At 69.6% G+C, this 21,829-nt stretch carries 17 protein-coding genes; 7 read left to right on the top strand and 10 right to left on the bottom strand.

The window, feature by feature from the left end; genetic code table 11:
* Positions 1–189: 189 nt before the first annotated feature.
* The 5 genes from METFAM1_RS0112675 to sigJ form a co-directional block, all read right to left on the bottom strand.
* Positions 190–813, bottom strand: a complete 624-nt coding sequence (locus METFAM1_RS0112675; protein WP_019915672.1) for a 3'-5' exonuclease — start codon at positions 811–813, stop codon at positions 190–192.
* Positions 810–1,169 carry an arsenate reductase (glutaredoxin) gene (gene arsC / locus METFAM1_RS0112670; protein WP_019915671.1) on the bottom strand — a complete coding sequence of 120 codons (360 nt, stop codon included), beginning with the start codon at positions 1,167–1,169 and terminating at the stop codon, positions 810–812. The genes METFAM1_RS0112675 and arsC overlap by 4 nt, the downstream gene beginning before the upstream one ends.
* Before the next feature lie 75 nt (positions 1,170–1,244).
* Positions 1,245–1,652 (bottom strand): cupin domain-containing protein, encoded by a 408-nt coding sequence (locus METFAM1_RS0112665; RefSeq protein ID WP_019915670.1) that lies wholly within the window; start codon positions 1,650–1,652, stop codon positions 1,245–1,247.
* On the bottom strand, positions 1,649–2,101 hold the full coding sequence (locus METFAM1_RS0112660; protein ID WP_019915669.1) for a carboxymuconolactone decarboxylase family protein: 453 nt from the start codon (positions 2,099–2,101) through the stop codon (positions 1,649–1,651). Before METFAM1_RS0112660 ends, METFAM1_RS0112665 begins: the two co-directional genes overlap by 4 nt.
* A gap of 87 nt (positions 2,102–2,188) precedes the next feature.
* The gene (sigJ, locus tag METFAM1_RS0112655; RefSeq protein ID WP_019915668.1) at positions 2,189–3,058 is read right to left on the bottom strand and encodes an RNA polymerase sigma factor SigJ; all 870 of its coding nucleotides are present in this window, start codon (positions 3,056–3,058) and stop codon (positions 2,189–2,191) included.
* Between the two features lie 216 nt (positions 3,059–3,274).
* Between sigJ and METFAM1_RS0112650 the strand changes: the two genes are divergently transcribed.
* A complete protein-coding gene (locus tag METFAM1_RS0112650; RefSeq protein ID WP_019915667.1) occupies positions 3,275–4,282 on the top strand; it encodes an extracellular catalytic domain type 1 short-chain-length polyhydroxyalkanoate depolymerase in 1,008 nt (335 codons plus the stop codon).
* Between the two features lie 32 nt (positions 4,283–4,314).
* Here the strand turns inward: METFAM1_RS0112650 and METFAM1_RS0112645 are convergent, their stop codons facing one another.
* The 3 genes from METFAM1_RS0112645 to METFAM1_RS0112635 all read right to left on the bottom strand — a co-directional run bounded on the left by METFAM1_RS0112645 (position 4,315) and on the right by METFAM1_RS0112635 (position 6,801).
* Positions 4,315–4,833 carry a metal-dependent hydrolase gene (locus METFAM1_RS0112645; RefSeq protein ID WP_019915666.1) on the bottom strand — a complete coding sequence of 173 codons (519 nt, stop codon included), beginning with the start codon at positions 4,831–4,833 and terminating at the stop codon, positions 4,315–4,317.
* A gap of 101 nt (positions 4,834–4,934) precedes the next feature.
* Positions 4,935–5,558, bottom strand: coding sequence for an isochorismate family cysteine hydrolase YcaC (ycaC, locus tag METFAM1_RS0112640; RefSeq protein WP_019915665.1), 624 nt, complete (start codon positions 5,556–5,558; stop codon positions 4,935–4,937).
* Between the two features lie 373 nt (positions 5,559–5,931).
* Entirely contained in the window at positions 5,932–6,801 is an 870-nt protein-coding gene (locus METFAM1_RS0112635; protein ID WP_019915663.1) for a pirin family protein, read from the bottom strand.
* A 147-nt stretch (positions 6,802–6,948) separates the two neighbouring features.
* On the opposite strand from METFAM1_RS0112635, the gene METFAM1_RS0112630 reads away from it, so the two are divergent.
* The 6 genes from METFAM1_RS0112630 (at position 6,949) to METFAM1_RS0112605 (ending at position 11,974) form a co-directional block, all read left to right on the top strand.
* Complete coding sequence (locus METFAM1_RS0112630; protein ID WP_019915662.1) at positions 6,949–7,851, top strand: LysR family transcriptional regulator; 903 nt, start codon at positions 6,949–6,951, stop codon at positions 7,849–7,851.
* A gap of 101 nt (positions 7,852–7,952) precedes the next feature.
* Positions 7,953–8,414, top strand: coding sequence for a tellurite resistance TerB family protein (locus tag METFAM1_RS0112625; protein WP_019915661.1), 462 nt, complete (start codon positions 7,953–7,955; stop codon positions 8,412–8,414).
* A gap of 87 nt (positions 8,415–8,501) precedes the next feature.
* Entirely contained in the window at positions 8,502–9,134 is a 633-nt protein-coding gene (locus tag METFAM1_RS0112620) for a paraquat-inducible protein A (RefSeq protein ID WP_019915660.1), read from the top strand.
* Complete coding sequence (locus tag METFAM1_RS0112615; protein ID WP_019915659.1) at positions 9,131–9,778, top strand: paraquat-inducible protein A; 648 nt, start codon at positions 9,131–9,133, stop codon at positions 9,776–9,778. Before METFAM1_RS0112620 ends, METFAM1_RS0112615 begins: the two co-directional genes overlap by 4 nt.
* The gene (locus METFAM1_RS0112610) at positions 9,771–11,411 is read left to right on the top strand and encodes a PqiB family protein (protein ID WP_019915658.1); all 1,641 of its coding nucleotides are present in this window, start codon (positions 9,771–9,773) and stop codon (positions 11,409–11,411) included. Before METFAM1_RS0112615 ends, METFAM1_RS0112610 begins: the two co-directional genes overlap by 8 nt.
* Positions 11,408–11,974: a PqiC family protein gene (locus METFAM1_RS0112605; protein WP_019915657.1), complete on the top strand. Its 567-nt coding sequence runs from the start codon at positions 11,408–11,410 to the stop codon at positions 11,972–11,974. The genes METFAM1_RS0112610 and METFAM1_RS0112605 overlap by 4 nt, the downstream gene beginning before the upstream one ends.
* Positions 11,975–12,272: 298 nt before the next feature.
* Here the strand turns inward: METFAM1_RS0112605 and METFAM1_RS0112600 are convergent, their stop codons facing one another.
* Together METFAM1_RS0112600 and METFAM1_RS0112595 are read right to left on the bottom strand one after the other, a co-directional pair.
* Entirely contained in the window at positions 12,273–12,995 is a 723-nt protein-coding gene (locus METFAM1_RS0112600) for a 4'-phosphopantetheinyl transferase family protein (protein ID WP_232419753.1), read from the bottom strand.
* Positions 12,970–21,804, bottom strand: a complete 8,835-nt coding sequence (locus tag METFAM1_RS0112595) for a non-ribosomal peptide synthetase (RefSeq protein ID WP_019915654.1) — start codon at positions 21,802–21,804, stop codon at positions 12,970–12,972. The genes METFAM1_RS0112600 and METFAM1_RS0112595 overlap by 26 nt, the downstream gene beginning before the upstream one ends.
* Between the last annotated feature and the right edge of the window lie 25 nt (positions 21,805–21,829).

Here is a 21,829-nt window from a genome sequence, read left to right as displayed (position 1 = left end):
TCGGTGGCCCGAGCCGGGTTTGTGTGGGAGGGGTCTTCTGACCCCCGACTGCGGCCTGTGTCGAAGCCTGAGGACTGCAGTGGCTGTGTCGCGGCCACGGCCGCTCACACAGGGGGAAGCGCCAGACTTGCGGTCCGTGCCGGGCGGGGGGCTTTGCAGGAGCGCTCTTCCGACCGCGACAAGACCCGCTCAGCGCTCCGGCAGCAGCGCCTGTCTTTCCTGCGGCGTCAGCGTGAGCGCGAGGTATACGCGCAGCGCCGCGTAGGCGTCGTTGGCGGCATAGAGCTTCTGCGCATCGCTGAGGCGCGGCAGCGACCAGTTGGTGGTGGTCACCGATTTCGACTTGCGGAAATTGCGGTCCAGCACCAGGCCGACGGCGGCGCGCGCCCCCAGCGAGTTGTTGTAGCCGCGACGGCGGAACAGGTGGTCGAGGTCGAGTACCGCCTGCAGCGTGGCGCCGAGTTTCGCGTGGATCTGGCTGCGGTCGGCGCTGAGGCCGAAGCCGATCTTCAGAACCGCCGGATCCTCCAGCAGCAGGGACGCCGCATCGCGACTGGCGCTGTCGTGCATCTGGAACAGGAAGGCGCGGTCGGGCAGCGCGAACTGCACGAGGTGCGGCCCGCTGCTCACTTCACCCGGTTTGAAGGTCGGCTTCGATTCGGTGTCGAAGCCGGCTTCGCCGGCGGCGCGGATTTCGGCGACTGCGGCGGCGACGGCTTCCGCCGTGTCGGGAATGACGATGCGCTCCAGCGTCAACCCGTCGAACGGCGGCATCAGATCGGTTTCGGCCTTGTTCGGCCCGGTCTTTCTCATCGCGCAGGCAGGATGTCGAGCACCCGTTCAGGTGGCCGGCACAGCCGGGTACCCAGCGGGGTGGCGACGATGGGCCGGTTCAGCAGCACCGGGTGTTCGACCATTGCAGCGATCAGCGTGTCGTCGTCGAGCGTCGGGTCATCGAGGCCCAGTTCGCCGAAAACAGCTTCCTTGCTGCGCATCAGTTCGCGCACCGGCACGCCGCAGGCGGCGACCAGCGCGCGCAGCGCATCGGCCGACAGCGGGGTTTTCAGGTACTCGACGACCTGGGGCTCGAAGCCGCGTTCGCGTATCAGCTCAAGCGCGCCGCGCGAGTTGCTGCATTTCGGGTTGTGATAGACGGTGATGACGCTCATGAGACCTGCCGTGATGTCGGAGCGTCGGGACGATAGCAGACTGCGTTCCGCGGCGCGCCGCGGAACGGCGGTCGCTCAGTTCGCTGGCAGCACCACCGGCACGCCCTGCTTCTTCACCATGAACACGGCGAAGCGGGCGGGCGCCGTGCTGCTGAGGTTGCGCGCCTGCGTGTGGATGTCGTCCGGTTTCTCCTCGAATACGTCGCCCGGCTTGAGTCGGCGCTCGGGTCCGCCTGCGACCTGCATCAGCACTTCTCCCTCCAGCATGTAGACGAATGCATGCGCCTGGTGACGATGCGGCGGGCTGGCTTCGCCCGGTGCCAGCGTGACCACCAGCAGCACGCCTTCGTCCAGGCCCGGCTTGAGCGGCTGACTGAGCCGCTGCACAACGCCGCCGCCGTGACCGGCTTCGTGCGCGGGGGCAGGCGTGGTGACGAAGGCCAGCGACAGCAGCGCCGCGAGCAATGGTGCACGGCGCATCATGACGCCCTCCGTTCGATCGGCTGTTGCATCGACACGGCGATGCGGTTCCACGCGTTGATGGTGGCGACGGCGAAGGTCAGTTCGGAGATCTGAGCGTCGCTGAAATGCTGTTTCAGTGCGTCGAACTGCGCGTCTTCGGGGGCGCCTTCGCCGATGCGGGTGAGCGTTTCCGCCCAGTCCAGCGCGGCGCGTTCGGCCTCGCTGAAGAAGCTGCATTCGCGCCAGCCGGCAACGACGTCCATGCGCTGCGCATTCTCGCCGAGACCGCGCAGCGCGGTGGCGTGCATGTCCAGGCAGAAGGCGCAGCCGTTCATCTGCGACACGCGCAGATAGACCAGCTCGACCAGCTTCTTGTCGAGCGCGCCGCGGCCGATCTGGTCGGACAGTGCGTACAGGGTTTTGTAGGCTTCCGGTGCCAGGCGGAAGTAGGGCAGTCGCAGGCCGTGCATGAGGTCTTCTCCACGTGGGTGCGCAGCGGAATCGATGCGCTCATGGACAAGACGACGAGCGGCAGCCCGGTGTGACAGCCGCCTGCGTCAGTCGATGTGGAAGCTGCCCAGCTTGTCCGGGTTCAACACGCCGTACATGGCGAGCACGCGTTCGCCGTCGGTCACGATGGACAGCGTCGAGTGCAGCACGCCGTTGCGATAGCGCAGGATGGCCGGTTCGCCGTTGACCACGCCTTCGCGCCATTCGAGTGCGATGTCCTGATTGCGTGCAACGGCGTAGTAGAGCCAGGCGATGCGCGAAGCGCCGTGCAGCGGCTTGAGCGTTGCCCAGGTCTTGCCGCCGCCGTCGGATACGGCGATCGCGTCGTCCGCCAGCAGGCTTTCGATGTCGTCGCGCTTGCCCGACTGGGCGGCGGCCATGAAACGGCGCAGCACGCGCAGATGGGCCTCGCGGTCGACGGTGAAGCGTGGCTGCTGTTCACCCACCCGCGTCTTCGCACGATGCACCAGCTGGCGGCAGGCCGCCTCGCTCTTGTCCAGCGCCTGCGCAACCTCAGGGTAGTCGTAGTCGAACACTTCGCGCAGCAGGAAGGCGGCGCGCTCGTCCGGGCTCAGGCGTTCGAGTACCGCGATGAAGGCGAAGGACAGGTCGCTGGCCCGTTCCAGCTGCCATTCAGGGGTGATCGGGTCGTGCTCGGCCAGCGGTTCCGGCAGCCAGGGGCCGACGTAGTGCGCGGCTTCGGCCTTGCGCGCGCGCAGACGGTCGATGCTGAGCCGGGTCACCGTGGTCACCAGCCAGGCTTCGGCGGAACGCAGATCGGCCGGCGCCGACTCGTGCCAGCGCAGCCAGGCGTCCTGCAGCACGTCGTCGGCGTCGGCGCGCGAGCCGAGCATGCGGTAGGCGATGCCGGTCAGGCGCCGGCGGTGCTGGTCGAAGGTGTGGGTGGTCAAGGTCATGTGCAGAAGCCGCAACGGAAGTGGATACGCGTCGAAGACGCGCGGGCTCCCGCCCTTGTGACAAGCCGGCTGGAATTGTCCTCCCATCGCCTCGCGGTACTCAATCCTCTTCCGGCGGCAGCGTCCGGAGACGCCGCAGCTCAAGGCGCAGCAGCATTTCGGTGACAGAAGTTCGTCATCATTGGCGTGACACCCGGCGGCCGCATAATCGGGCGGATGAAAAGACGCAGTCGCAAGTCCGTCCTGGCGAAAAGCCTCGAACGCAGTCTGCTGGCCTTCACCCGCAGCGCGGTGAAGTCGGGCGCCCGCGCGCTGGGGCAGGCCATGAAGCCGGTGCGCGACCGCCGCGCGCCGCCGCCGGGTGACGGCGCGTGGACGCTCGGCATTGCCAGCGGTCTCGCTGGCGCCCGCCGCTTCAGGCTTTACCGTCCGCCGGGCGTCGCGATCGGCGAGCGGCTTCCGTTGATGGTGATGCTGCATGGCTGCGCGCAGGACGCGAACACCTTTGCCCGCAGTACGCGGATGAACAAGGTGGCGCTGCGCGAGCACTTCATGGTGCTCTACCCGGAACAGGACAGGCTGGCCAATGCGCAAGGGTGCTGGAACTGGTTCGACTCGACCGCAGGTCGCGCCGGCGGCGAGGCGGCGCTGATCATGAAGATGATCGACCAGGTCTGCCTGCTGCACTCCGCGGACCCGACGCGGGTGGCGATCGCCGGTCTGTCGGCCGGCGCCAGCATGGCGGCGCTGCTGGCAACCCGCCACCCGGCGCGCTTTCGTGCCGTCGTGATGCACTCGGGCGTGCCGCCGGGTACCGCTCATTCGACCCTGTCCGCGCTCGGCGCGATGCACGGCCGTCGCGCGACGAAACCGCTGGAGGCGACGCCGCTGGAAGTGGAAAGCGGCTGGCCGCCGCTGCTGGTCATCCACGGCGATGCCGACAGGGTGGTGGCGCTGCAGAACGCCCACGCCGCCGCGCAGCAGTGGGCCGAAGGCCTGGGCGCTCGCGCCCGGCCGCCTCGCAGCGTGCAGCGCGGCCAGCGCCACGCGATGACGGTGACCGACTTCCGCCGCGCCGGGCGCATCGTGTCGCGGCTGGTTCAGGTCCACGGGCTGGCGCATGCGTGGAGCGGCGGTGCTGCGCAAATGCCCTTCAGCGACCCGCTCGGGCCCGATGCATCACGGATGGTCTGGGCTTTCGTGGCGGCGCAGTTCCGGAGCTGAACCGAGACCCTTGCGGGTGGCTGCGAGCCCGATCAGCGCACGCCACGAATCGGCCGTGCGCGCTGGCGGCGCCGCCAGGTGGCGAGCGCCCAGGCGCAGATCGCCAGTTCGAGCGCGAACGACCAGTGCAGGAAGAAGTTGAGCCACCAGGGCTTGTACAGCGCGGGCACGGTGAACAGCGCGAACGGGCGGTCGACGAAGGGCGCGAACCACCAGATGTCGCCGACCACGCTGTCCAGCACCATGTGCAGCAGGCCGCCCGCGGCAAAGAGACCGAGCACGACGGCGCTGGCGCTCGATGGCCTCACCTGTCGCCACAGCAGCGCAAGCATCAGCAGCGACAGCCACAGGACAGGCCAGTGGCTGATGTACTTGTGATGGTGGGTTTGCCGCGCATCGACCAGGTAGAACCACAGCATGTCGAAGTCCGGTGCGAGACCGCCGATCACGCCGGCCGCCACGGCGAGGCTTGCCCGGACGGGCAGCGAACGCGCACGCTCGACGAAATGCGTGGCAAGAAGATAGCCCGATGGGGCATGGGCGATGAACATGGGCGGCGAGTATCGGGCGAGTCAGGGCGTGCCGATGATATCGCCGGACATGACGATGGCAGGTCATCCTTCCGGACGACCCGCCCTCCTTCCTTCGGGCTTCAGCCCTTCAGCGCGTTGTAGCTGGTGATCAGGTTGCGGTAGTCCGGGATGTGGTTGGACAGCAGCGTGGCCAGGCCTTCAACGTCGTTGCGCCAGTCGCGGTGCAGTTCGCACGCCACGCCGAACCAGTTGATCAGCTGCGCGCCGGCCTGCGACATGCGGTCCCAGGCCGAATGGCGGGCGATGTCGTTGAAGGTGCCGGAGGCGTCGGTCACGACGAACACGTCGAACCCTTCTTCGATCGCCGACAGGGCCGGGAAGGCGACGCACACTTCGGTCACCACGCCGGCGATGATGAGCTGCTTGCGGCCGGTGGCCTTGATCGCCTTGACGAAGTCCTCGTTGTCCCAGGCATTGATCTGGCCGGGGCGGGCGACGTAGGGCGCGTCCGGGAACAGTTCCTTCAGCTCCGGCATCAGCGGGCCGTTCGGGCCCTGTTCGAAGCTGGTGGTCAGGATGGCGGGCAGCTTGAAGTACTTGGCCAGATCGGCGGTGGCCAGCACGTTGTTGCGGAATTTGTCCGGATCGATGTCGCGCACCAGCGACAGCAGGCCTGCCTGGTGGTCCACCAGCAGCATCACGGCGTCGTCCTTGTTCAGCTTCTTGTAGGTCTTCGTGGTCATGGCAATTCTCCTTGCAGTTGAGGTTGGGTGCCGAGTGGGTGGCTTTGGCCTTTGTGGCGCCCGGCGGAGTGATCCCTGCGCGCCCCGGTGCGCGCAGGGGGTGAAACGGATCAGGTGGTCGCGGCTTCGAAACGCCCGCGAGGTCGTCCGAATTGCGCTTTCTTACGGTGCGCGGCAATCAGCATGCTCGCAGGGCAAGGCGCGCCGACGCTGACGGACTGGCTGTCCGTCGAGGAGGTGCAACGCAGCCATGCGAGCATGCTGATCGCCGCCCAACGGGTTGACCGTGAGCCCCCTGCGCTCTGCGTTGTACTTCTTGCAGAGACAGCCAGTCTCAGCGGCGGCGTACGCCTTGATCGCACGGGGCTCACGATCAACGCACCGCAAGAAAGCGCGATTCGGACGACCTGAAGTCGTCGATCGCCTCGCGGATTTCGTCCTTCGTGTTCATCACGAAGGGGCCGTAGCCGGCGATCGGTTCGTCTATCGGTTCGCCGGCCAGCAGCAGCACGGTGGCGTCGGTTTCGGCGGCGATCGAGAAACGGCTGCCTTCGCGATGGTAGAGCGCCATCTGCGCCTCGCGCACCGGCTGGCTGCCGTTGGCGTGGATCAGACCGTGCAGTACCACCAGCGCCAGCGTATGGCCCTCCGGCACCGTCAGTTCGAGGTCGGCACCGGCCTTCAGCTTCAGGTCCCACACATCGACCGGCGTGAAGGTGCGGGCCGGCCCACTGCGCCCAGCGTATTCGCCGGCGATGACGCGCAGATGTCCGGCGCCGCCCGGCAGGTCGACCACCGGAATGTCGGTCTTCGCCAGATGCTGGTAGCCGGGCGCTGCACGCTTGTCGCGCGCCGGCAGGTTCACCCACAGCTGCACCATTTCCAGCGGGCCGCCGCGGCGGGTGAAGTCCGGCGAATGGAATTCCTCGTGGATGATGCCCGCACCGGCGGTCATCCACTGCACGTCGCCCGGGCCGATGACGCCGCCGGCGCCGGTCGAGTCCTGGTGGGCGACTTCCCCGTCATAGACGATGGTGACCGTTTCGAAGCCACGGTGCGGGTGGCGGCCGACGCCGCGCGGCGTGTCCGACGGCTCGAAGTTCGCCGGGCCGGCATAGTCCAGCAGCAGGAAGGGGCTGACGTGGCGGCCCATCGAATCGTAGGAAAACAGCGAACGCACCGGAAAGCCGTCGCCAACCCAGTGCTGGCGAGGGGCGCTGTACAGACCTGCAATCTTTTTCATGGCGTTTCTCCTGTTCGTTCGCACCGTTCCGTCTGAACCGTGCTGCGTTGGGGTGAATACTAGATTCGCGACAATCGACGCACTAGACGGCAAAATCGCTATTCAGTGTTCTATTGATGGAACGATGGGGGCGGTGTGGCAACTGAGATGCAGGACCTGAACGACCTCTACTTCTTTGCCCGCGTGGTCGAGCACGGCGGCTTCGCGCCTGCCGCGCGCGCGCTGGACATGCACAAGTCCAAGCTCAGCCGGCGCATCGCGCTGCTGGAAGAGAATCTGGGCGTGCGGCTGATCCAGCGCTCGACTCGCCGTTTCGCGGTGACCGAGATCGGCCAGGCTTATTACGGCCACTGCGTCGCCATGCTGGTCGAAGCCGAGGCGGCGCAGGAGGCGGTCGAGCGCACGCGCGCCGAGCCGCAGGGCATCGTACGGCTGGCCTGTCCGACCGCGCTGCTCGAATACCAGGTGGCCGACATGCTGAGCCGCTACATGGCAGCCTGTCCGCGCGTGCAGATTCACCTGGAGAGCACCAACCGGCGCGTCGACGTGATCCGTGAAGGTTTCGACCTGGCGATCCGCGTGCGCTTTCCGCCGCTGGAGGACACCGACCTCGTGATGAAGGTGCTGGGCGACAGTCTGCAGCGCCTGGTCGCCCACCCGGACCTGATCACGCCGCTGGGCGAGGTGCGCGTGCCGGCCGATCTCGCAACACTGCCCAGCGTGGCCTGGGGGCCGGCGCAGCGCGACCACGCGTGGATGCTGGAAGGCCCGGACGGCGCCAGCGCGCAGGTGCGCCACGCGCCGCGACTGGTGACCGACGATCTGGCCGCCTTGCGCAGCGCGGCGCTGCACGGCGTCGGCGTCGCCCAGCTGCCGACCATGATGGTGCGCGACGACCTCGCCAGCGGCCGTCTGATCGACGTACTGCCGAACTGGGCGCCACGCTGCGGCATCGCCCACGTCGTGTTCCCGTCGCGCCGCGGCCTGCTGCCGGCGGTACGCGGGCTGGTCGATCATCTGGCAAGCGAGTTTGCGCAACTGCCGGCGTGATCGTCCGACGTCCGATACGGCGCGGGCGGGAACACGCAGACCGATGCACACTCTGCATAACACGGCCGGCGACCTGCGCCGGCCCGAACGAGGATGAATGGATGTTCCGTACCCTGAAAGACCTGTTCGACAGCTTCGCCGCACCGGCAGCCGATCCGGTCGCCAACGAACACCAATTGCAGCTGGCCACCGCCGTGCTGCTGGTCGAAGTGATGCGCGCCGACCCGGACATTGGCGACGACGAGCGCGCCGCCGCGATGCGGGCGCTGCGCGACAAGTTCGCGTTGGCCGACGACGAGATCGAACGGCTGATCGAACTGGCCACCACCGCGGCGGCCGAGGCCTACGACTACCAGCGCTTCACCGGTCAGCTGAACCGCGCCTTCGACGCCGCACGCAAGCTGCGTGTGATCGAGCTGATGTGGCAGGTGGCCTATGCCGACGGCCACCTGCACGCGCACGAGGCGCACGTGATGAAGAAGGTGGCCGACCTGCTCTACATTCCGCACGCCGACTACATCACCGCCAAGCTGGCGGCGCGCGACGGCGTCGGTGCGCGCTGACGTCGCACTGCAGGCGCACCGGCAGCGGCCACGTTGCGTGGGGGAGCAGCGGCCCGCACAATCGCCGCTGATTCCAAGGTAATGCCCATGTCCCACGCGCATCCCACGCTGCCTGCCCAGACCATCGCCTGCCACGAGTGCGATCTGCTGCAGACCGAGCCCGAACTGGCGCCCGGGCAGACGGCGCGCTGCGTGCGCTGCGGTGCCTTCCTCGCGCGCAATCCGCCGGACAGCCTGGACCGCACGCTGGCGCTGACCCTGACCGCCGCCATCCTGTACGTGATCGCCAACGTCTATCCGCTGGTCGGCCTCGAACTGCAGGGCCGGCGCGTCGAGGTGACACTGATCGGCGCGGTGCAGGTGCTGTGGCAGGACGGCATGACGCCGGTCGCCGCGCTGGTGTTCGGTACCGCGCTGCTGTTCCCGCTGCTCGAACTGCTGATGATCCTGATGGTGCTGCTGCCGCTGCGTCTGGGCCGCGTGTCGCCGCGGCTGGCGCCCTTCTTCCGGCTGGTGCGTTCGGTGCAGCCCTGGGGCATGGTCGAGGTGTTCCTGCTCGGCATGCTGGTGTCGCTGGTGAAGCTGTCGCACATGGCGACCGTGCTGCTCGGCACCGCCTTCTGGGCGATGGCGACGCTGATCGTCGCGCTGACGCTGGCCGGGCGCGCCTTCGACACGCGGCTGCTGTGGCAGGTGCCGCCCGAGGGCGCCAACGCATGAAGCGCCACCTGACCGCACGCGAAGCCGGGCTGATGAGCTGCCATGTGTGCGGCCAGCTTGCGCACATTCCGGCCGATCGCGCGGCACTGCTGCGCTGCCCGCGCTGCCGGGCGCCGATGCACCTGCGCAAGCCGGCCAGCGTATCGACCACCTGGGCACTCATCATCGCCGCCGCCGTGCTGTTCGTGCCGGCCAACCTGCTGCCGATGATGACCACCTCGTCGCTGCTCGGTCGACAGCAGGATACGATCATGAGCGGCGTCGTGTTCCTGTGGCAGAGCGGTTCGTGGCCGCTGGCGGCGGTGGTGTTCTTCGCCAGCATCATGGTGCCGCTGCTGAAGATCATCGCGCTCGCCTGGCTCACCGTGACGGTGCAGCGCCGTTCGCGCCGCAGCGTCATGCAGCGCACGCGGCTCTACCGCATCGTCGAATTCGTCGGCCGCTGGTCCATGCTCGACATCTACGTCATCACCATACTGGTGGCGCTGGTCAATTTCCGCGGCCTGGCCACCATCGAGGCCGGGCCGGCGGCGATCGCCTTCGGCGCCGTCGTCGTGCTGACGATGTTCGCAGCGATGAGCTTCGACCCGCGCCTGATCTGGGACCCCCTTACCGAATCCGGGAAACCTGCCACCCATGTCTGACCCGACTCCGCCCGCGCTGCCCACCGCAGTGGTCGACCCGCCGCGCCGCTTCCGCATCCCGCTGGTATGGGTCATCCCCATTGTTGCCGCGCTGATCGGGCTCTTCCTTGCCGGCCGCACCTGGTACGAGCAGGGGCCGGTGGTGACGCTGCAGTTCCGCACCGGCGCCGGCCTCGAGCCGGGCAAGACGCGCATCAAGTACAAGGACGTCGACGTCGGGCAGATCAGCACCGTGCGGCTGGCCAAGGACGGCAGTCATGTCGTCGCCACCGCGCAGATGGCGCGCGAGGCCGCGCCGCTGCTGGTCGAGGACACCCGCTTCTGGGTGGTCAGCGCCAAGGTGTCGGGCAGCGCGGTGTCGGGGCTCGATACGCTGCTGTCAGGCACCTATGTCGGCATGGACGCCGGCAAGTCGAGCGAGGCGCGCCGCGACTTCGTCGGTCTGGAGGACGCACCCGTGGTGTCGCTCGGCGTGCCCGGCCGCAGCTTCGCGCTGCACGCCGACACGCTGGGTTCGATCGACGTCGGTACGCCGGTCTATTTCCGGCGTATCCAGGCCGGGCAGGTCACCGCCTTCAAGCTTGACGACGCCGGCCAGCACCTCGATATCCAGGTGTTCATCAAGGCGCCCTACGACCGCTTCGTCACGATAGACACGCGCTTCTGGAACGCCAGCGGCATCGACCTCAAGTTAGGTGCCGAAGGTCTGCAGCTCAACACCGAATCGGCGACCGCGATACTGGCTGGCGGCCTCGCTTTCGAAACGCCGCCCGGCGGCGACACCGAGGCAGCGCCCGCGGGCCAGGACTTCCGTCTGTTCCCGACCCGCGCCGAGGCGCTCAAGCAGCCCAGTTCGAACGCGCAGATCTGGCAGCTGCGCTTCACCGAAACCTTGCGTGGCCTGTCGGTCGGCGCGCCGGTCGACTTCCGCGGCATCCAGATCGGCGAGGTGATCTCGATTTCGCCCGACGTCGATGTCGACGCCGCCGACGTCGGCCTGCAGGTCGACATCGCGGTGTTCCCGGAGCGCATGCAGTCGCGCAGGGACGCGACGCAGGACATGAGCGAAGCCGATTTCCGCGCCTTCGTCGACCGCCTGATCAAGCGTGGCCTGCGCGCCCAGTTGCGCAACGGCAATCTGGTTACCGGTCAGCTTTACGTGGCGATGGACTTCTTCCCCAACGCCGGCACGGCGAAGATCGACTGGGCCGGGCAGCCGCCACAGCTGCCAACGCAGCGCGGCAGCCTGGACGAGCTGCAGGCGACGCTGAGCCGCATCGCTGCCAAGCTTGATCGCCTGCCGCTGGACGACATCGCCGCCGAAACGCGCCGTGCCATCGCCGGCCTGGCCAGCGCGGTCGAGCGCACCGAGGCGCTGATGCAGCGACTGGACGGACTGGCATCGAACGAAGTGCGCGCCGCCGTCGCCGAAACGCAGCAGACCATGGCCGAGGCGCGCGCCGCCGTCGCCGACGGCCGCCGCCTGCTGGCCAGCGACGCGCCGCTGCAACAGGACCTGCGCGACAGCCTGCAGGAACTGTCGCGCGCCGCACAGTCGCTGCGCCACCTCACCGACATGCTGGAACGCAATCCGGAAGCGCTGCTGCGCGGCAAGCCCGAGGAGAAACCGTGAGCCGTCTTCGTCTGATTCCGGTCGCCATCGTCGCACTGCTGCTTGGTGGCTGCGGCAGTTCGCCCACCGTGCGTCACTACACGCTGACCACCGGACAAGCGCCGGTCGCAGCCGGTGCGCCTTCACCGACTGTCGTCGTCGGCCCGGTCAGTCTGCCGGAAGCGGTGGACCGCCTGCAGATCGTGCAGCGAGTCGCCGGTTCGCGCGCCGAGCCGGCACAGGGTCACCGCTGGGCCGGCTCGCTGAAAGCCGAACTGGCGCGCCGGATCGCTGCGTCGATCGCGCGTGAACGCGGTCTGGCGCGCGTCGTGGCTGCCCCGCAGAACAGCGTCACCCGGCCCGATCTGGCGGTGCCGATCGATGTGCTGCGCCTCGATGCCGACGGCTTCTCGTCGGTCACACTGGAAGCCGTGTGGGCCGTCCGTCGCGACGGCGCCGATATCGGCAGCGGCCGCTTCAGCCGCAGCGAGCCGGTCAGCGCGCCGACCTACGAAGCGCTGGTCGAGGCGCACGGCCGACTGGCCGATGCGCTGGCGGCGGAGATTGCAGCCGCGATTCGCTGAGTGCCTGCATGACTGGCGAGCCGAGCAGGGCTCCGCCGGCTTCGATTCATGCCGCCGTCGGGGTTAGAAGACCCCTCCCACAAAACCCCGGTCCAGGCTCCGGCCGTGGCTTGGGCGCACCACCGCTGTGGGAGCGGTCTTCTGACCGCGACGGGGCCGCTGCAGTCCGCAGGCGTCGATTCATGCTGCTGTCGGGGTCAGAAGACCCCTCCCACAGATCCCGGGCCCGGGCTCCAGTCGCCGGTCACGCGCCTCCTCCTGTGAGAGCGACCCTTGCCGCGACGCCGGGAGCCGCGCCCTACACGTGCCAACGCCTGCACACCGCCGTTGTCGGCCCGCCGCTGACGGCGATTGCTGCGACGTGGCCCGGCGGTGCCGGCAGGTCGCGGCAGTGCAGCGAAGGTAAGGAAGTGCCGGCCGGAGCGGCGACGTCGTCGTGTGCGGCCATGTGCACGCTGAACTGCTGCAGCGGGCCGTCGAGGCCGCAGCCCCAGGCTTTCAGGCAGGCTTCCTTGCGCGTCCACAGCGTGTAGAAAAGATCGGTGCGTGCGGCTGTCGGACAGGCGTCGAGTGCCGCCCTTTCGTCGGCCGAGTAGACCTGCTCCGCCACCGCGCGCAGGTCGTCGTGCGCGATCACGGCTTCGATGTCGACGCCGAGTTCGCGGTCACGGGCGATGCCGATCAGCACCGCCCGGCCGGCGTGCGCGAGATTGAAGCGCAGGTCGCAGGCGTGGCCGGGCGCGAGTCGTGGCTTGCCGTGCGCGTCGTGGTCGATCTGCACGCTGCGCGCGGCGATGCCCAGGCTGCGTGCCAGCACGTCGCGCAGCGCTGCGTGTGCGAGTGCGAACAGTGCGCGATCCTCCGCGCGCTGCAGGCGGACGAGGCGGGCGCGCTCGCTCTCGTCCAGCCAGCTGGCGAGGGTGTCGGTCGGCGGTGCGTCGTCTACCCGCGCCAGCCACAGGTGGACTTCTCCGGCCGCCAGTGCGGGTGCGCTCTCAGTCGCCGGCGGCATCGAGTTCATCCAGTCTTCGCTGCAGCATCTGTGCGATTTCGTGCACGCGCGGCGGCTTCACCATCAGACCGTGGCTGCCTTCCACCGGGTGCTGTACCAGCGGCCCGGCGACGCGGCTCGACCAGCCGAGACAGGGTGCGCTCGCCTCCAGCCGCGACGCGTCGGCGACGTACAGGTCGACGCGGCCCGGATAGGTGGTCGGCCGGTAGCTCCAGTGCGCCCACCAGTGTGCCGACGCCGCGTCGGGAAAGCGGCGCGGCGACAGACCGGTGAGCGAACAGACCAGGTGCTGCAGGCGTCGCCGGTCGGTGTAGGGACGCAGCGGCGCCATGAGGCGATCGATCAGACTCCCGTCCGGCGCGCGCAGGTAGGTGCCCGGCGCCCAGGTGTCGAGCAGGCCGAGGAAGTCGACCTGCTCGCCGGCGGCGCGCAGTTGCTGCGCCATTTCGTAGGCGACGGTTCCGCCGCTGGAGAAGCCGAGCAGGCGGTATGGACCCGCCGGCTGCGCGCAGCGCATCGCACTGACGCAGTCGGCGGCGATGTCGGCGATACGGCTGCGCGCCGGCTCGGCGCCGCCGACACCGACCGCGTTCAGTCCCATTACCGGTTGTCCGTCCGGCAGTGCCTTCGCCAGTTCGTAGTAGTGGAACAGATTGCCGCCTATCGTATGCACGCAGAACAGCGGACGGCGTGCGCTGCCAGGCCGGATCGGCACCAGCAGCGGCCAGCGCAGCGGTGTGCCGGCGCCGCGCAGCAGGCCGGCGACGTCGCGGATGGTGTTGCCGCGGAACCAGAACGTATCCAGCGGCAGGCGTACGCCGAAGGTGCGTTCGATCGCGTCCACCAGGCGCACCGCCAGCAGCGAATGGCCGCCGATGGCGAAGAAGTCGTCGTCTGTCGACAGCCCGTCGCGGCCGAACAGCGATTCCCAGATCGCCAGCAGGTGGCGTTCGGCCGCGTCGGTGGGCGCCCGCTTTGTGCGTGGCGCAGTGACCGCGTCGGGCGCGGGCAGCGCGGCGCGATCGAGCTTGCCGTTGGCGGTTACCGGCATGCGTTCGAGCGCGATCACGGCGGACGGCAGCATGAATTCCGGCAGCGTCTGCGCGAGCTGTACGCGCAGCGCAGCGCCGTCCAAGCGCTCTCCGCTCGCCCAGGCGAACAGGCGGCGCTCGCCGTCGGCTGCGGTGCGCAACATGACGGCGGCCTGATTCACGCCGGGCAGGGCGGCGAGCGCGGCTTCGATCTCGCCCGGTTCGATGCGGAAACCGCGCAGCTTGATCTGCTGGTCGGTGCGGCCGACAAAGGCGATGCTGCCATCGTGGCGCCAGCGCACGCGGTCGCCAGTGCGGTACAGGCGTGCGTCCGGGCAATCCGCGAAGGCGGGCGCGACGAAGCGCTCGGCGCTCAGCGTGGGCGCGCCGATGTAGCCGCGGGCGAGACCGGCGCCGCCGATATACAGCTCGCCTTCTAGGCCGTCCGGTACAGGCTGGCCCCGCGCGTCGAGGATGTAGACCGTGGTGTTGGCGATCGGCCGGCCGATCGGAATGGTGGCCCAGTCTTCCGGCAGCGGGTTCGGAATGCGCTGGCAGCAGGTGAAGGTGGTGCTTTCGGTCGGCCCGTAGCCGTTGATCAGCGCGACGCCCGGCAGGGCGGCCAGCGCGCGTTTCACGTGCGGCAGCGACAGCGCCTCGCCGCCGGTCAGCAGCTGGCGCAATCCGCGCAGCGCCGTCGGCCGTTCGTCGATCACCGCGTTGAACAGCGCCGCGGTAAGCCACAGCGTGCTGACGCCGTGCCGTTCGATCGTCGCTTCGAGACCGGCGGCCGTCGCCGCTGCCTCCGGATGGATGACGCAGCGCGCGCCATGCAGCAGCGCGCCCCACAGTTCGAAGGTCGATGCATCGAAGGCCATCGGCGCCAGCAGCAGGAAGGTTTCGTCCGGGCCGAAGTGCGCGTAGTCGCAACCGAACACGAGCCGCGCGACGCTGCGCTGTTCGACCATGACGCCCTTGGGCTGGCCCGTCGAACCGGAGGTGTAGATGACGTAGGCCAGGCTGCGACTGTTGCCCAGCGGCGGCGGATCGGAGGCCGGTTCGGCCTGCAATGTCGCGTCGTCGGCGTGCAGCACCTGCACCGCCAGGCCATTGAGGGGCACGCCGCCCTCGCGCCCGGCGACCACCCAGGCGGACTGTGTGTCGCCCAGCAGTCGGGCGATGCGCGCCGCGGGCCAGGCCGGGTCCAGCGGCACGTAGGCGCCGCCCGCCTTGACGATGGCCAGCGCGCCGACCACCAGATCGATGCTGCGCGCCATGCACAGACCGACGCAACAGTCCGGCCCGACGCCGAGCGCGCGCAGCCGGTGGGCGAGCCGGTTGGCGCGCGCGTTCAGTTCGCCGTAGCTCAGCACCTGTTCGCCACTGATCAGCGCCGGCGCGTCTGGCGCCAGCCTGACGCGGGCTTCGAACAGCGACGCCAGCGTGGCCTCCGCCGGGTAGTCGGTGGCGGTGTCGTTACGGTCGACCATCAGGCTCTGGCGTTCGGCCGGCGTCAGCAGTGGCAGGCGGCCGACGGCGCTGCATTCGTCGGCCACCATGGCGGTGAGCAGCTGGCGGTAATGACCGGCCATGCGCTCCAGCGTGCCGCGATCGAACAGCGCCGTCGCGTAGGCGAATTGCGCGGCGAGACCGTCAGCGGTTTCTGTCAGATCCAGCGTCAGGTCGAACTTCGCCACCGGCCGTGCCGCCGGCAGCGTATGGGTCGAGGCGCCGGCCAGCGTCAGCGTTTCGGCCGGCGCGTTCTGCAGCACGAACATGACCTGGAACAGTGGATTGCGGCCGCCTTCGCGCTGCGGTCGCAGCGCCTCGACCAGACGGTCGAAGGGCAGTTCGGCGTGCTCGAAGGCGCCGAGCGAGGTCGCCCTGACCTGCTCCAGCAGTGCGCGCACATCGGCGTCGACATCGATGCGGGTACGCAGCACCAGCGTGTCGGTGAAGAAGCCGATCAGGTGGTCGAGTTCGGGCTGGGCGCGGCCGGCGACCGGCGTGCCGACGGCGATGTCGTCCTGTCCGCTCCAGCGTGCGAGCAGCAGCTGGAAGGCGGCCAGCAGCACCATGTAGAGCGTGCAGCCGGTGCGCCGCGCGAGCGCCCGCAGGGCGGCAGTGAGTGATGCGTCGAGTGCGAAGTCGACGCTGCCGCCACGGTGATCCGCGTGCTTCGGCCGCGGCCGGTCGGTCGGCAGTTCGAGCGTGCCGAGGCCGTCCAGCTGCTGGCGCCAGTAGCCGAGCAGGCGCTCGCCGGCCGGGCCGTCCAGCAGCGCGCGTTGCCAGCGTGCGTAGTCGCTGTACTGCAGCGGCAGCGCAGGCAGCGTGGCGTGACCGCCGTGGCGCGCCGCGGCATACAGCGCACCCAGTTCGCGGTTCAGCACGGCCTGCGACCAGCCGTCGGAAATGATGTGATGGATGACTGTCTGCAGTACCTCGGCGCCCTCGCCGTCCCGCCACAGCGCTACGCGCAGCAGCGGCGGCTGCGCCAGGTTGAAGGGGCGTTCGGCGTGCGCGTCGGCGTCTGCCGCGGCGATCCGCTCGACGACGCAGCGCGCGTCGGCTTCGATGTGCAGATGCAGTCGGCCCTCGCGTTCGACGAAACCGGTGCGCAGCGCCGATTGTCGGGCAAGCAGCGCGTCGAGCGCCCGCTGCAGCGCATCGACGTCGAGTTCGCCGGCGATGCGCCAGCGGTTGACGATGTGATAAAGCCCGCCGCGTGTGCCCATCCGCTCGATGAACCACAGGCCCGCCTGCGCATGTGCGCAGGCTGTTTCGAGCCCGCTGGTCGGCGGCTGCACGATCATCTGTGCGGGCGAGGCGTCGGCGCGCAGCGCTTCGAGACGGGCGGCCATCGCCGCCACGGTGGGTGCTTCGAATAGCGCGCGCAGCGGCAGCGGCCGGTCGAGCAGCTTGCGCAGCCGGCTGACCAGACGCGTCGCCAGCAGCGAGTGGCCGCCGAGTGCGAAGAAGTCGTCGTCGATACCCACGCTGCGCCGGCCCAGCACGTCTGCCCACAGCTCGACCAGCGTCTGCTGCAGCGGTGTGCGCGCGACGGCGTGAATGCCCGCTGTGGCGTGGTCTTCGGGTGGCGGCAGCGCATCGCGATCGATCTTGCCGTTGGCGGTCAGCGGCAGCTGTTCGAGTACGACGATGGCGCTCGGCAGCATGCTGGCGGGCAGCACGCGCGCGAGTGCTGCGCGCAGTGCGGCGGCATCCAGATCGCGGCCGCCGGCCCAGGCGACCAGGCGCTGCCCTTTGTCGAGCGCCATGACCGCGGCCTGACGCACGCCGGGCAGGGCCGCCAGCGCGGCCTCGATCTCGCCTGGTTCGATGCGCACGCCATTCAGCTTGATCTGGTGATCGGCACGCCCGGTGAACAGCAGCGCGCCGTCGGCGCGCCGGCGCACACGGTCGCCGGTGCGGTACAGGCGCGCACCGGGCGTCGGGTCGAAAGGGTGCGGCAGGAAGCGTTCGGCCGTCAGTTCGGGGCGGCCGATGTAGCCGCGGGCCAGGCCGGCACCGCCGATGTAGAGCTCGCCTTCGACACCGACTGGCAGCGGACGCATGCGCGCATCGAGCACCCAGACGCTCGCGTTGGCGATCGGGTGGCCGATCGGCGGTGGTCCGTCGCCGTCGCCGTCGGTGCAGGTCCAGAAGGTGGCGTCGATGGCCGCCTCGGTCGGGCCGTACATATTGTGAAGTGCGGCACCGCATCGCGCGCGGAAGGTGCGCGCCAGCGTGGCGTCCATCGCCTCGCCGCCGCAAAAAACGTGGCGCAGCGCGCGGCATTCCGGCATCGCCGGTTCGTCGAGCAGCAGGCGCAGCAGCGCCGGTGTGAAATCCCACAGCGTCACCCGCTCATGCCGGCTCAGCTCGACCAGTGCGGCGGTATCGCTGCGCAGCGCGTCGCCGGCCAGCACGCAGCGGCCGCCGGCGATCAGACAGGCGAACAGCTGGCCGACGGACACGTCGAAGCCGATCGAGGCATGCGCCAGCATGGCGTCGTCGGCGCCGATGCCGAAGTGCCCGACCAGCCAGCGCATGCGGTTGCCGATCGCCGTGTGACCGACCATGACGCCTTTGGGCGTGCCGGTCGAGCCGGAGGTGTAGAGCACATAGGCCAGGGTGTCGGCCGTGCCGTCGTGCTCAGGGGCGTGCTCAGGGGCGTGCTCAGGGTCGTGCATGGGCTCGTCGAGCAGCCAGTCTTCGTCCTCGAGCTGGAGCGTGGTGACGCCCGGGGCTTCCGACAATGCCGCGGTGCGCGTGGTGAGCAGCACCGTCGCCCCGGCGTCGGCCAGCATCCACAGCGTGCGCGCCGGTGGGTTGCGCGTGTCCAGTGGCAGGTAGGCGCCGCCCGCCTTCAATACGCCGAGCACCGCGGCCACCAGGTCGCACGACAGTTCGAAGTGCACGCCGACCGGCGTGTCGGCGCCGACGCCGCGCCGGCGCAAGGCGTGCGCGATGCGGTTGGCGCGCGCATTCAGTTCGCCGTAACGCAGCGTGCGTCCCGCGTGCACCAGCGCCACCGCGTCCGGTGTGCGCGCGGCCTGTGCTTCGAACAGCGCGTGCAGCGTCGCCGTGTCGTTCGCTTTCACTGTGGTCCGGCCGTCCAGCCAGCGAGCCATCGCCTGCACGCTCGGTGCGTCGAGCAAGGCGCCGAGCGGCACGTCGATGCCAAAGCGGGCGCGCAGCCTCGCCGCCAGTCGCGCGGCGAGCAGCGAGTGGCCGCCCAGGTCGAAGAAGCTGTCGCGCGTGCCGACTGCGGGCAGGCTCAGTACCTCGGCCCACAGCGCCGCCAGTTCGGCCTCCAGCGGCGTGCGCGGCGCGTCGTCACCGATCGCGGCGGAGTCGGGCGCAGGCAATGCGTTACGGTCGAGCTTGCCGTGCGGTGTCAGCGGCAGCGCGTCGAGCACGACAATGGACGCCGGCACCAGATGCGCCGGCAGCGAGCGCTGCAGCCGCTGACGCAGCGCGGCGGCGTCCGGTCGCTGCGCACCGCGGGTGACGTAGGCGACCAGACGTTCCTCGCGCGCGACGACGACCGCCTGATCGACCGACGCGTCGGCGCACAGCGCCGCTTCGATCTCGCCCGGCTCGATGCGGAAGCCGCGCAGCTTGATCTGGTGATCGACGCGGCCGACGAACACCAGTGCGCCGTCGGCGCGCCGGATGACGCTGTCGCCGGTGCGGTAGAGGCGGGCACCGTCGCGCGGGTCGAAGGGATCGGTGACGAAGCGTTCGGCGGTCAGCGCCGGCTTGCTCAGGTAGGCGCGCGCGAGGCCGATGCCGCCCAGATACAGTTCGCCGGCGACACCTGCCGGCACGGGCTGCATCGCTTCGTCCAGCACGTAAGCCAGCATGTTGCTGATCGGCCGGCCGATCGGCACCTGCGCGCCGGGCGCGGCATCACAGGTCCACCAGGTGGCGTCGATGGCCGCCTCGGTCGGGCCGTACAGATTGTGCAGACGCGCCGTGCTGCGCGCGAAGAAGGCGGCGACCACCGGCGCTTCCAGCGCTTCGCCGCCGCAGAACATCTGCCGCAGCGCCGTACAGGCGGCGAAGCCGGGCTCGGCCAGCAGCGCGCGCAGCAGCGAGGGCACCACCTGCATGACGGTGATGCGCTGCGCCTGCATCTGCCGCACCAGGGCCGCCGGATCGCGTTGGCTGCCCGGCTCGGCCAGCACCATGCAGGCGCCGCAGAACAGCGGCGCGAGCAGTTCCCACACCGAGGCGTCGGCCGAAATGCCGGTCTTCTGCAGCACGCGGTCGGACGCGTCGAAGCCGAAGGTGGCGAGCATCCAGTGCATGTGATTGCAGATGGCCACGTGCTCGATCATCACGCCCTTGGGCTGGCCGGTCGAACCCGAGGTGTAGATGACGTAGGCGAGGTCGCGCGGCCCGGCCAGCGGCACCGGGTCGTGCACCGGCATGTCGGTGCAGTCGTCGCTGTCGAGGCAGATCACCGTGGCAGCGCGTGCGGCGAAGCGCGCACCCAGCGCGCGCTGGGTCAGCAGCACCGCCGCAGCGGCGTCGTCCAGCATGTAGTCGATGCGCGCGTCCGGGTAGTCAGGATCGATCGGCAGATAGGCGCCGCCCGCCTTCTGGATGGCGACCAGCGCGATCACCAGTTCGAAGCTGCGCGTCATGCAGACCGCGACGCAGCGGTCCGGCCCGATGCCGAGCGTGCGCAGCCGGTGGGCGAGGCGGTTGGCACGCGCATTCAGTTCGGCGTAGCCGAGCACCGCGTCGCCACACGCCAGCGCAATGGCGTCAGGTGTGCGCGCGACCTGCTGCGCGAACATCGACGCCAGCGTGACGTGCGCCGGGTCGTCGACGGCACTGACTTCGCCGTCGGCGTACATCGGCAGTCGGCCCGCCGGCAGGCCGTCGTCCGTCGTCATGCTTTCGAGCAGGCGACGGTAGTGGTCCGCCATGCGTGCCGCGGTGGTGGCGTCGAACAGCGCGCAGGCGTACTCGATCTGCGCGTCGATGCCGTCGTCGCGCTCGCTCAGTTCCAGTGTCAGGTCGAACTTGGCGATGTCGCTGCGCAATGCCTGCGGCTGCACGTCGACCCCCGGCAGTCGCAGATCGGCCCGCGGCGCGTTGCGCAGCGCGAACATGACCTGGAACAGCGGGTTGCGACCCGGGTCGCGCGGCGGCTTCAGTTCTTCGACCAGCTTCTCGAACGGCATCGCAGCATGGTCGAAGGCGCCGAGCGCGGTCGTGCGCACGCGGTCGAGCAGATCGGCGACGCCGGCCTGCAGGTCGAGCCGGCTGCGCAGCACCAGCGTGTTGGCGAAGAAACCGATCAGGTGGTCGAGCTCGGGCTGACCGCGGCCGGCCACCGGCGTGCCGACGACGACGTCGTCCTGACCACTCCAGCGCGCCAGCAGCAGCTTGAAGGCGGCCAGCAGCACCATGTAGAGCGAGCAGCCGTGGCGGAGGGCGAGCGTGCGCACCTTGCCGGTGAGTGCGGCGTCGAGACGGAAGTCCAGCGTGGCGCCGCGGTAGTCCGGCTGTGCCGGGCGCGGTCGGTCGGTCGACAGTGCAAGCTGAGGCAGTGCGGCCAGCGCGTCGCGCCAGTAGCCGAGCAGCGCGTCGTAGGCGCTGCCGTGCAGACGCGCGCGCTGCCAGTGCGCGAAATCGGCGTACTGCAGCGGCAGCGGTGGCAACGCAGCGTCACCTCCGCGCAGTGCGGCGGCGTACAGCGCACCCAGTTCGCGTTGCAGCACGCTCTGCGACCAGCCGTCGGACACGATGTGATGGGTCACCAGCTGCAGCAGGGTCGCGCCGTCGTCGGCGCGCCACAGCGCGGCGCGCAGCAGCGGCGGCTGTTCGAGATCGAAGGGGCGCTGTGCGTGCGCGTCGGCCTCGGCGGCGGCGATCCGTTCGAGCGGACAGTGCGCGTGTGCGGCGATGCGCTGCACCGGTTCGCCGTCGATGGCCGGGAAGCCGGTGCGCAGCGATTCATGCCGCGCCACCAGCGCGTCGAGCGCCTGCTGCAGCACCGCCTCGTCGAGTGCGCCGTCGAGTCGCCAGCGACTCACCACGTGGTAGAGCGCGCTCGACCCTTCCCACTGTTCGAGGAACCAGGCGCGCGCCTGTTCGCAGGAACAGGGTTCGCCATCGGCTGCGCGCGGATAAGCACGCAGCTGCGATGGCGCCGCCGAGGCCGCCTGCATGCGCGCACGCAAGGCTTCGAAGCGCGCGCTGTCCAGCCGCCCGACCCGCGCGAGCGGCCCGCCGGTCAGGGCGTCCTGTCTGCCGAAATCACCCACGACGCATCCTCATGCGCTCCCCCTC

Source organism: Methyloversatilis discipulorum, from assembly GCF_000527135.1.
GTDB lineage: Bacteria > Pseudomonadota > Gammaproteobacteria > Burkholderiales > Rhodocyclaceae > Methyloversatilis > Methyloversatilis discipulorum.
This window is presented reverse-complemented; position numbering and strand designations above follow the sequence as displayed.

Coding starts and splice junctions, on each gene's coding strand:
- METFAM1_RS0112675 (WP_019915672.1), bottom strand. CDS start 813: ATGAGAAAGACCGGGCCGAACAAGGCCGAAACCGATCTGATGCCGCCG.
- arsC (WP_019915671.1), bottom strand. CDS start 1,169: ATGAGCGTCATCACCGTCTATCACAACCCGAAATGCAGCAACTCGCGC.
- METFAM1_RS0112665 (WP_019915670.1), bottom strand. CDS start 1,652: ATGATGCGCCGTGCACCATTGCTCGCGGCGCTGCTGTCGCTGGCCTTC.
- METFAM1_RS0112660 (WP_019915669.1), bottom strand. CDS start 2,101: ATGCACGGCCTGCGACTGCCCTACTTCCGCCTGGCACCGGAAGCCTAC.
- sigJ (WP_019915668.1), bottom strand. CDS start 3,058: ATGACCTTGACCACCCACACCTTCGACCAGCACCGCCGGCGCCTGACC.
- METFAM1_RS0112650 (WP_019915667.1), top strand. CDS start 3,275: ATGAAAAGACGCAGTCGCAAGTCCGTCCTGGCGAAAAGCCTCGAACGC.
- METFAM1_RS0112645 (WP_019915666.1), bottom strand. CDS start 4,833: ATGTTCATCGCCCATGCCCCATCGGGCTATCTTCTTGCCACGCATTTC.
- ycaC (WP_019915665.1), bottom strand. CDS start 5,558: ATGACCACGAAGACCTACAAGAAGCTGAACAAGGACGACGCCGTGATG.
- METFAM1_RS0112635 (WP_019915663.1), bottom strand. CDS start 6,801: ATGAAAAAGATTGCAGGTCTGTACAGCGCCCCTCGCCAGCACTGGGTT.
- METFAM1_RS0112630 (WP_019915662.1), top strand. CDS start 6,949: ATGCAGGACCTGAACGACCTCTACTTCTTTGCCCGCGTGGTCGAGCAC.
- METFAM1_RS0112625 (WP_019915661.1), top strand. CDS start 7,953: ATGTTCCGTACCCTGAAAGACCTGTTCGACAGCTTCGCCGCACCGGCA.
- METFAM1_RS0112620 (WP_019915660.1), top strand. CDS start 8,502: ATGTCCCACGCGCATCCCACGCTGCCTGCCCAGACCATCGCCTGCCAC.
- METFAM1_RS0112615 (WP_019915659.1), top strand. CDS start 9,131: ATGAAGCGCCACCTGACCGCACGCGAAGCCGGGCTGATGAGCTGCCAT.
- METFAM1_RS0112610 (WP_019915658.1), top strand. CDS start 9,771: ATGTCTGACCCGACTCCGCCCGCGCTGCCCACCGCAGTGGTCGACCCG.
- METFAM1_RS0112600 (WP_232419753.1), bottom strand. CDS start 12,995: ATGAACTCGATGCCGCCGGCGACTGAGAGCGCACCCGCACTGGCGGCC.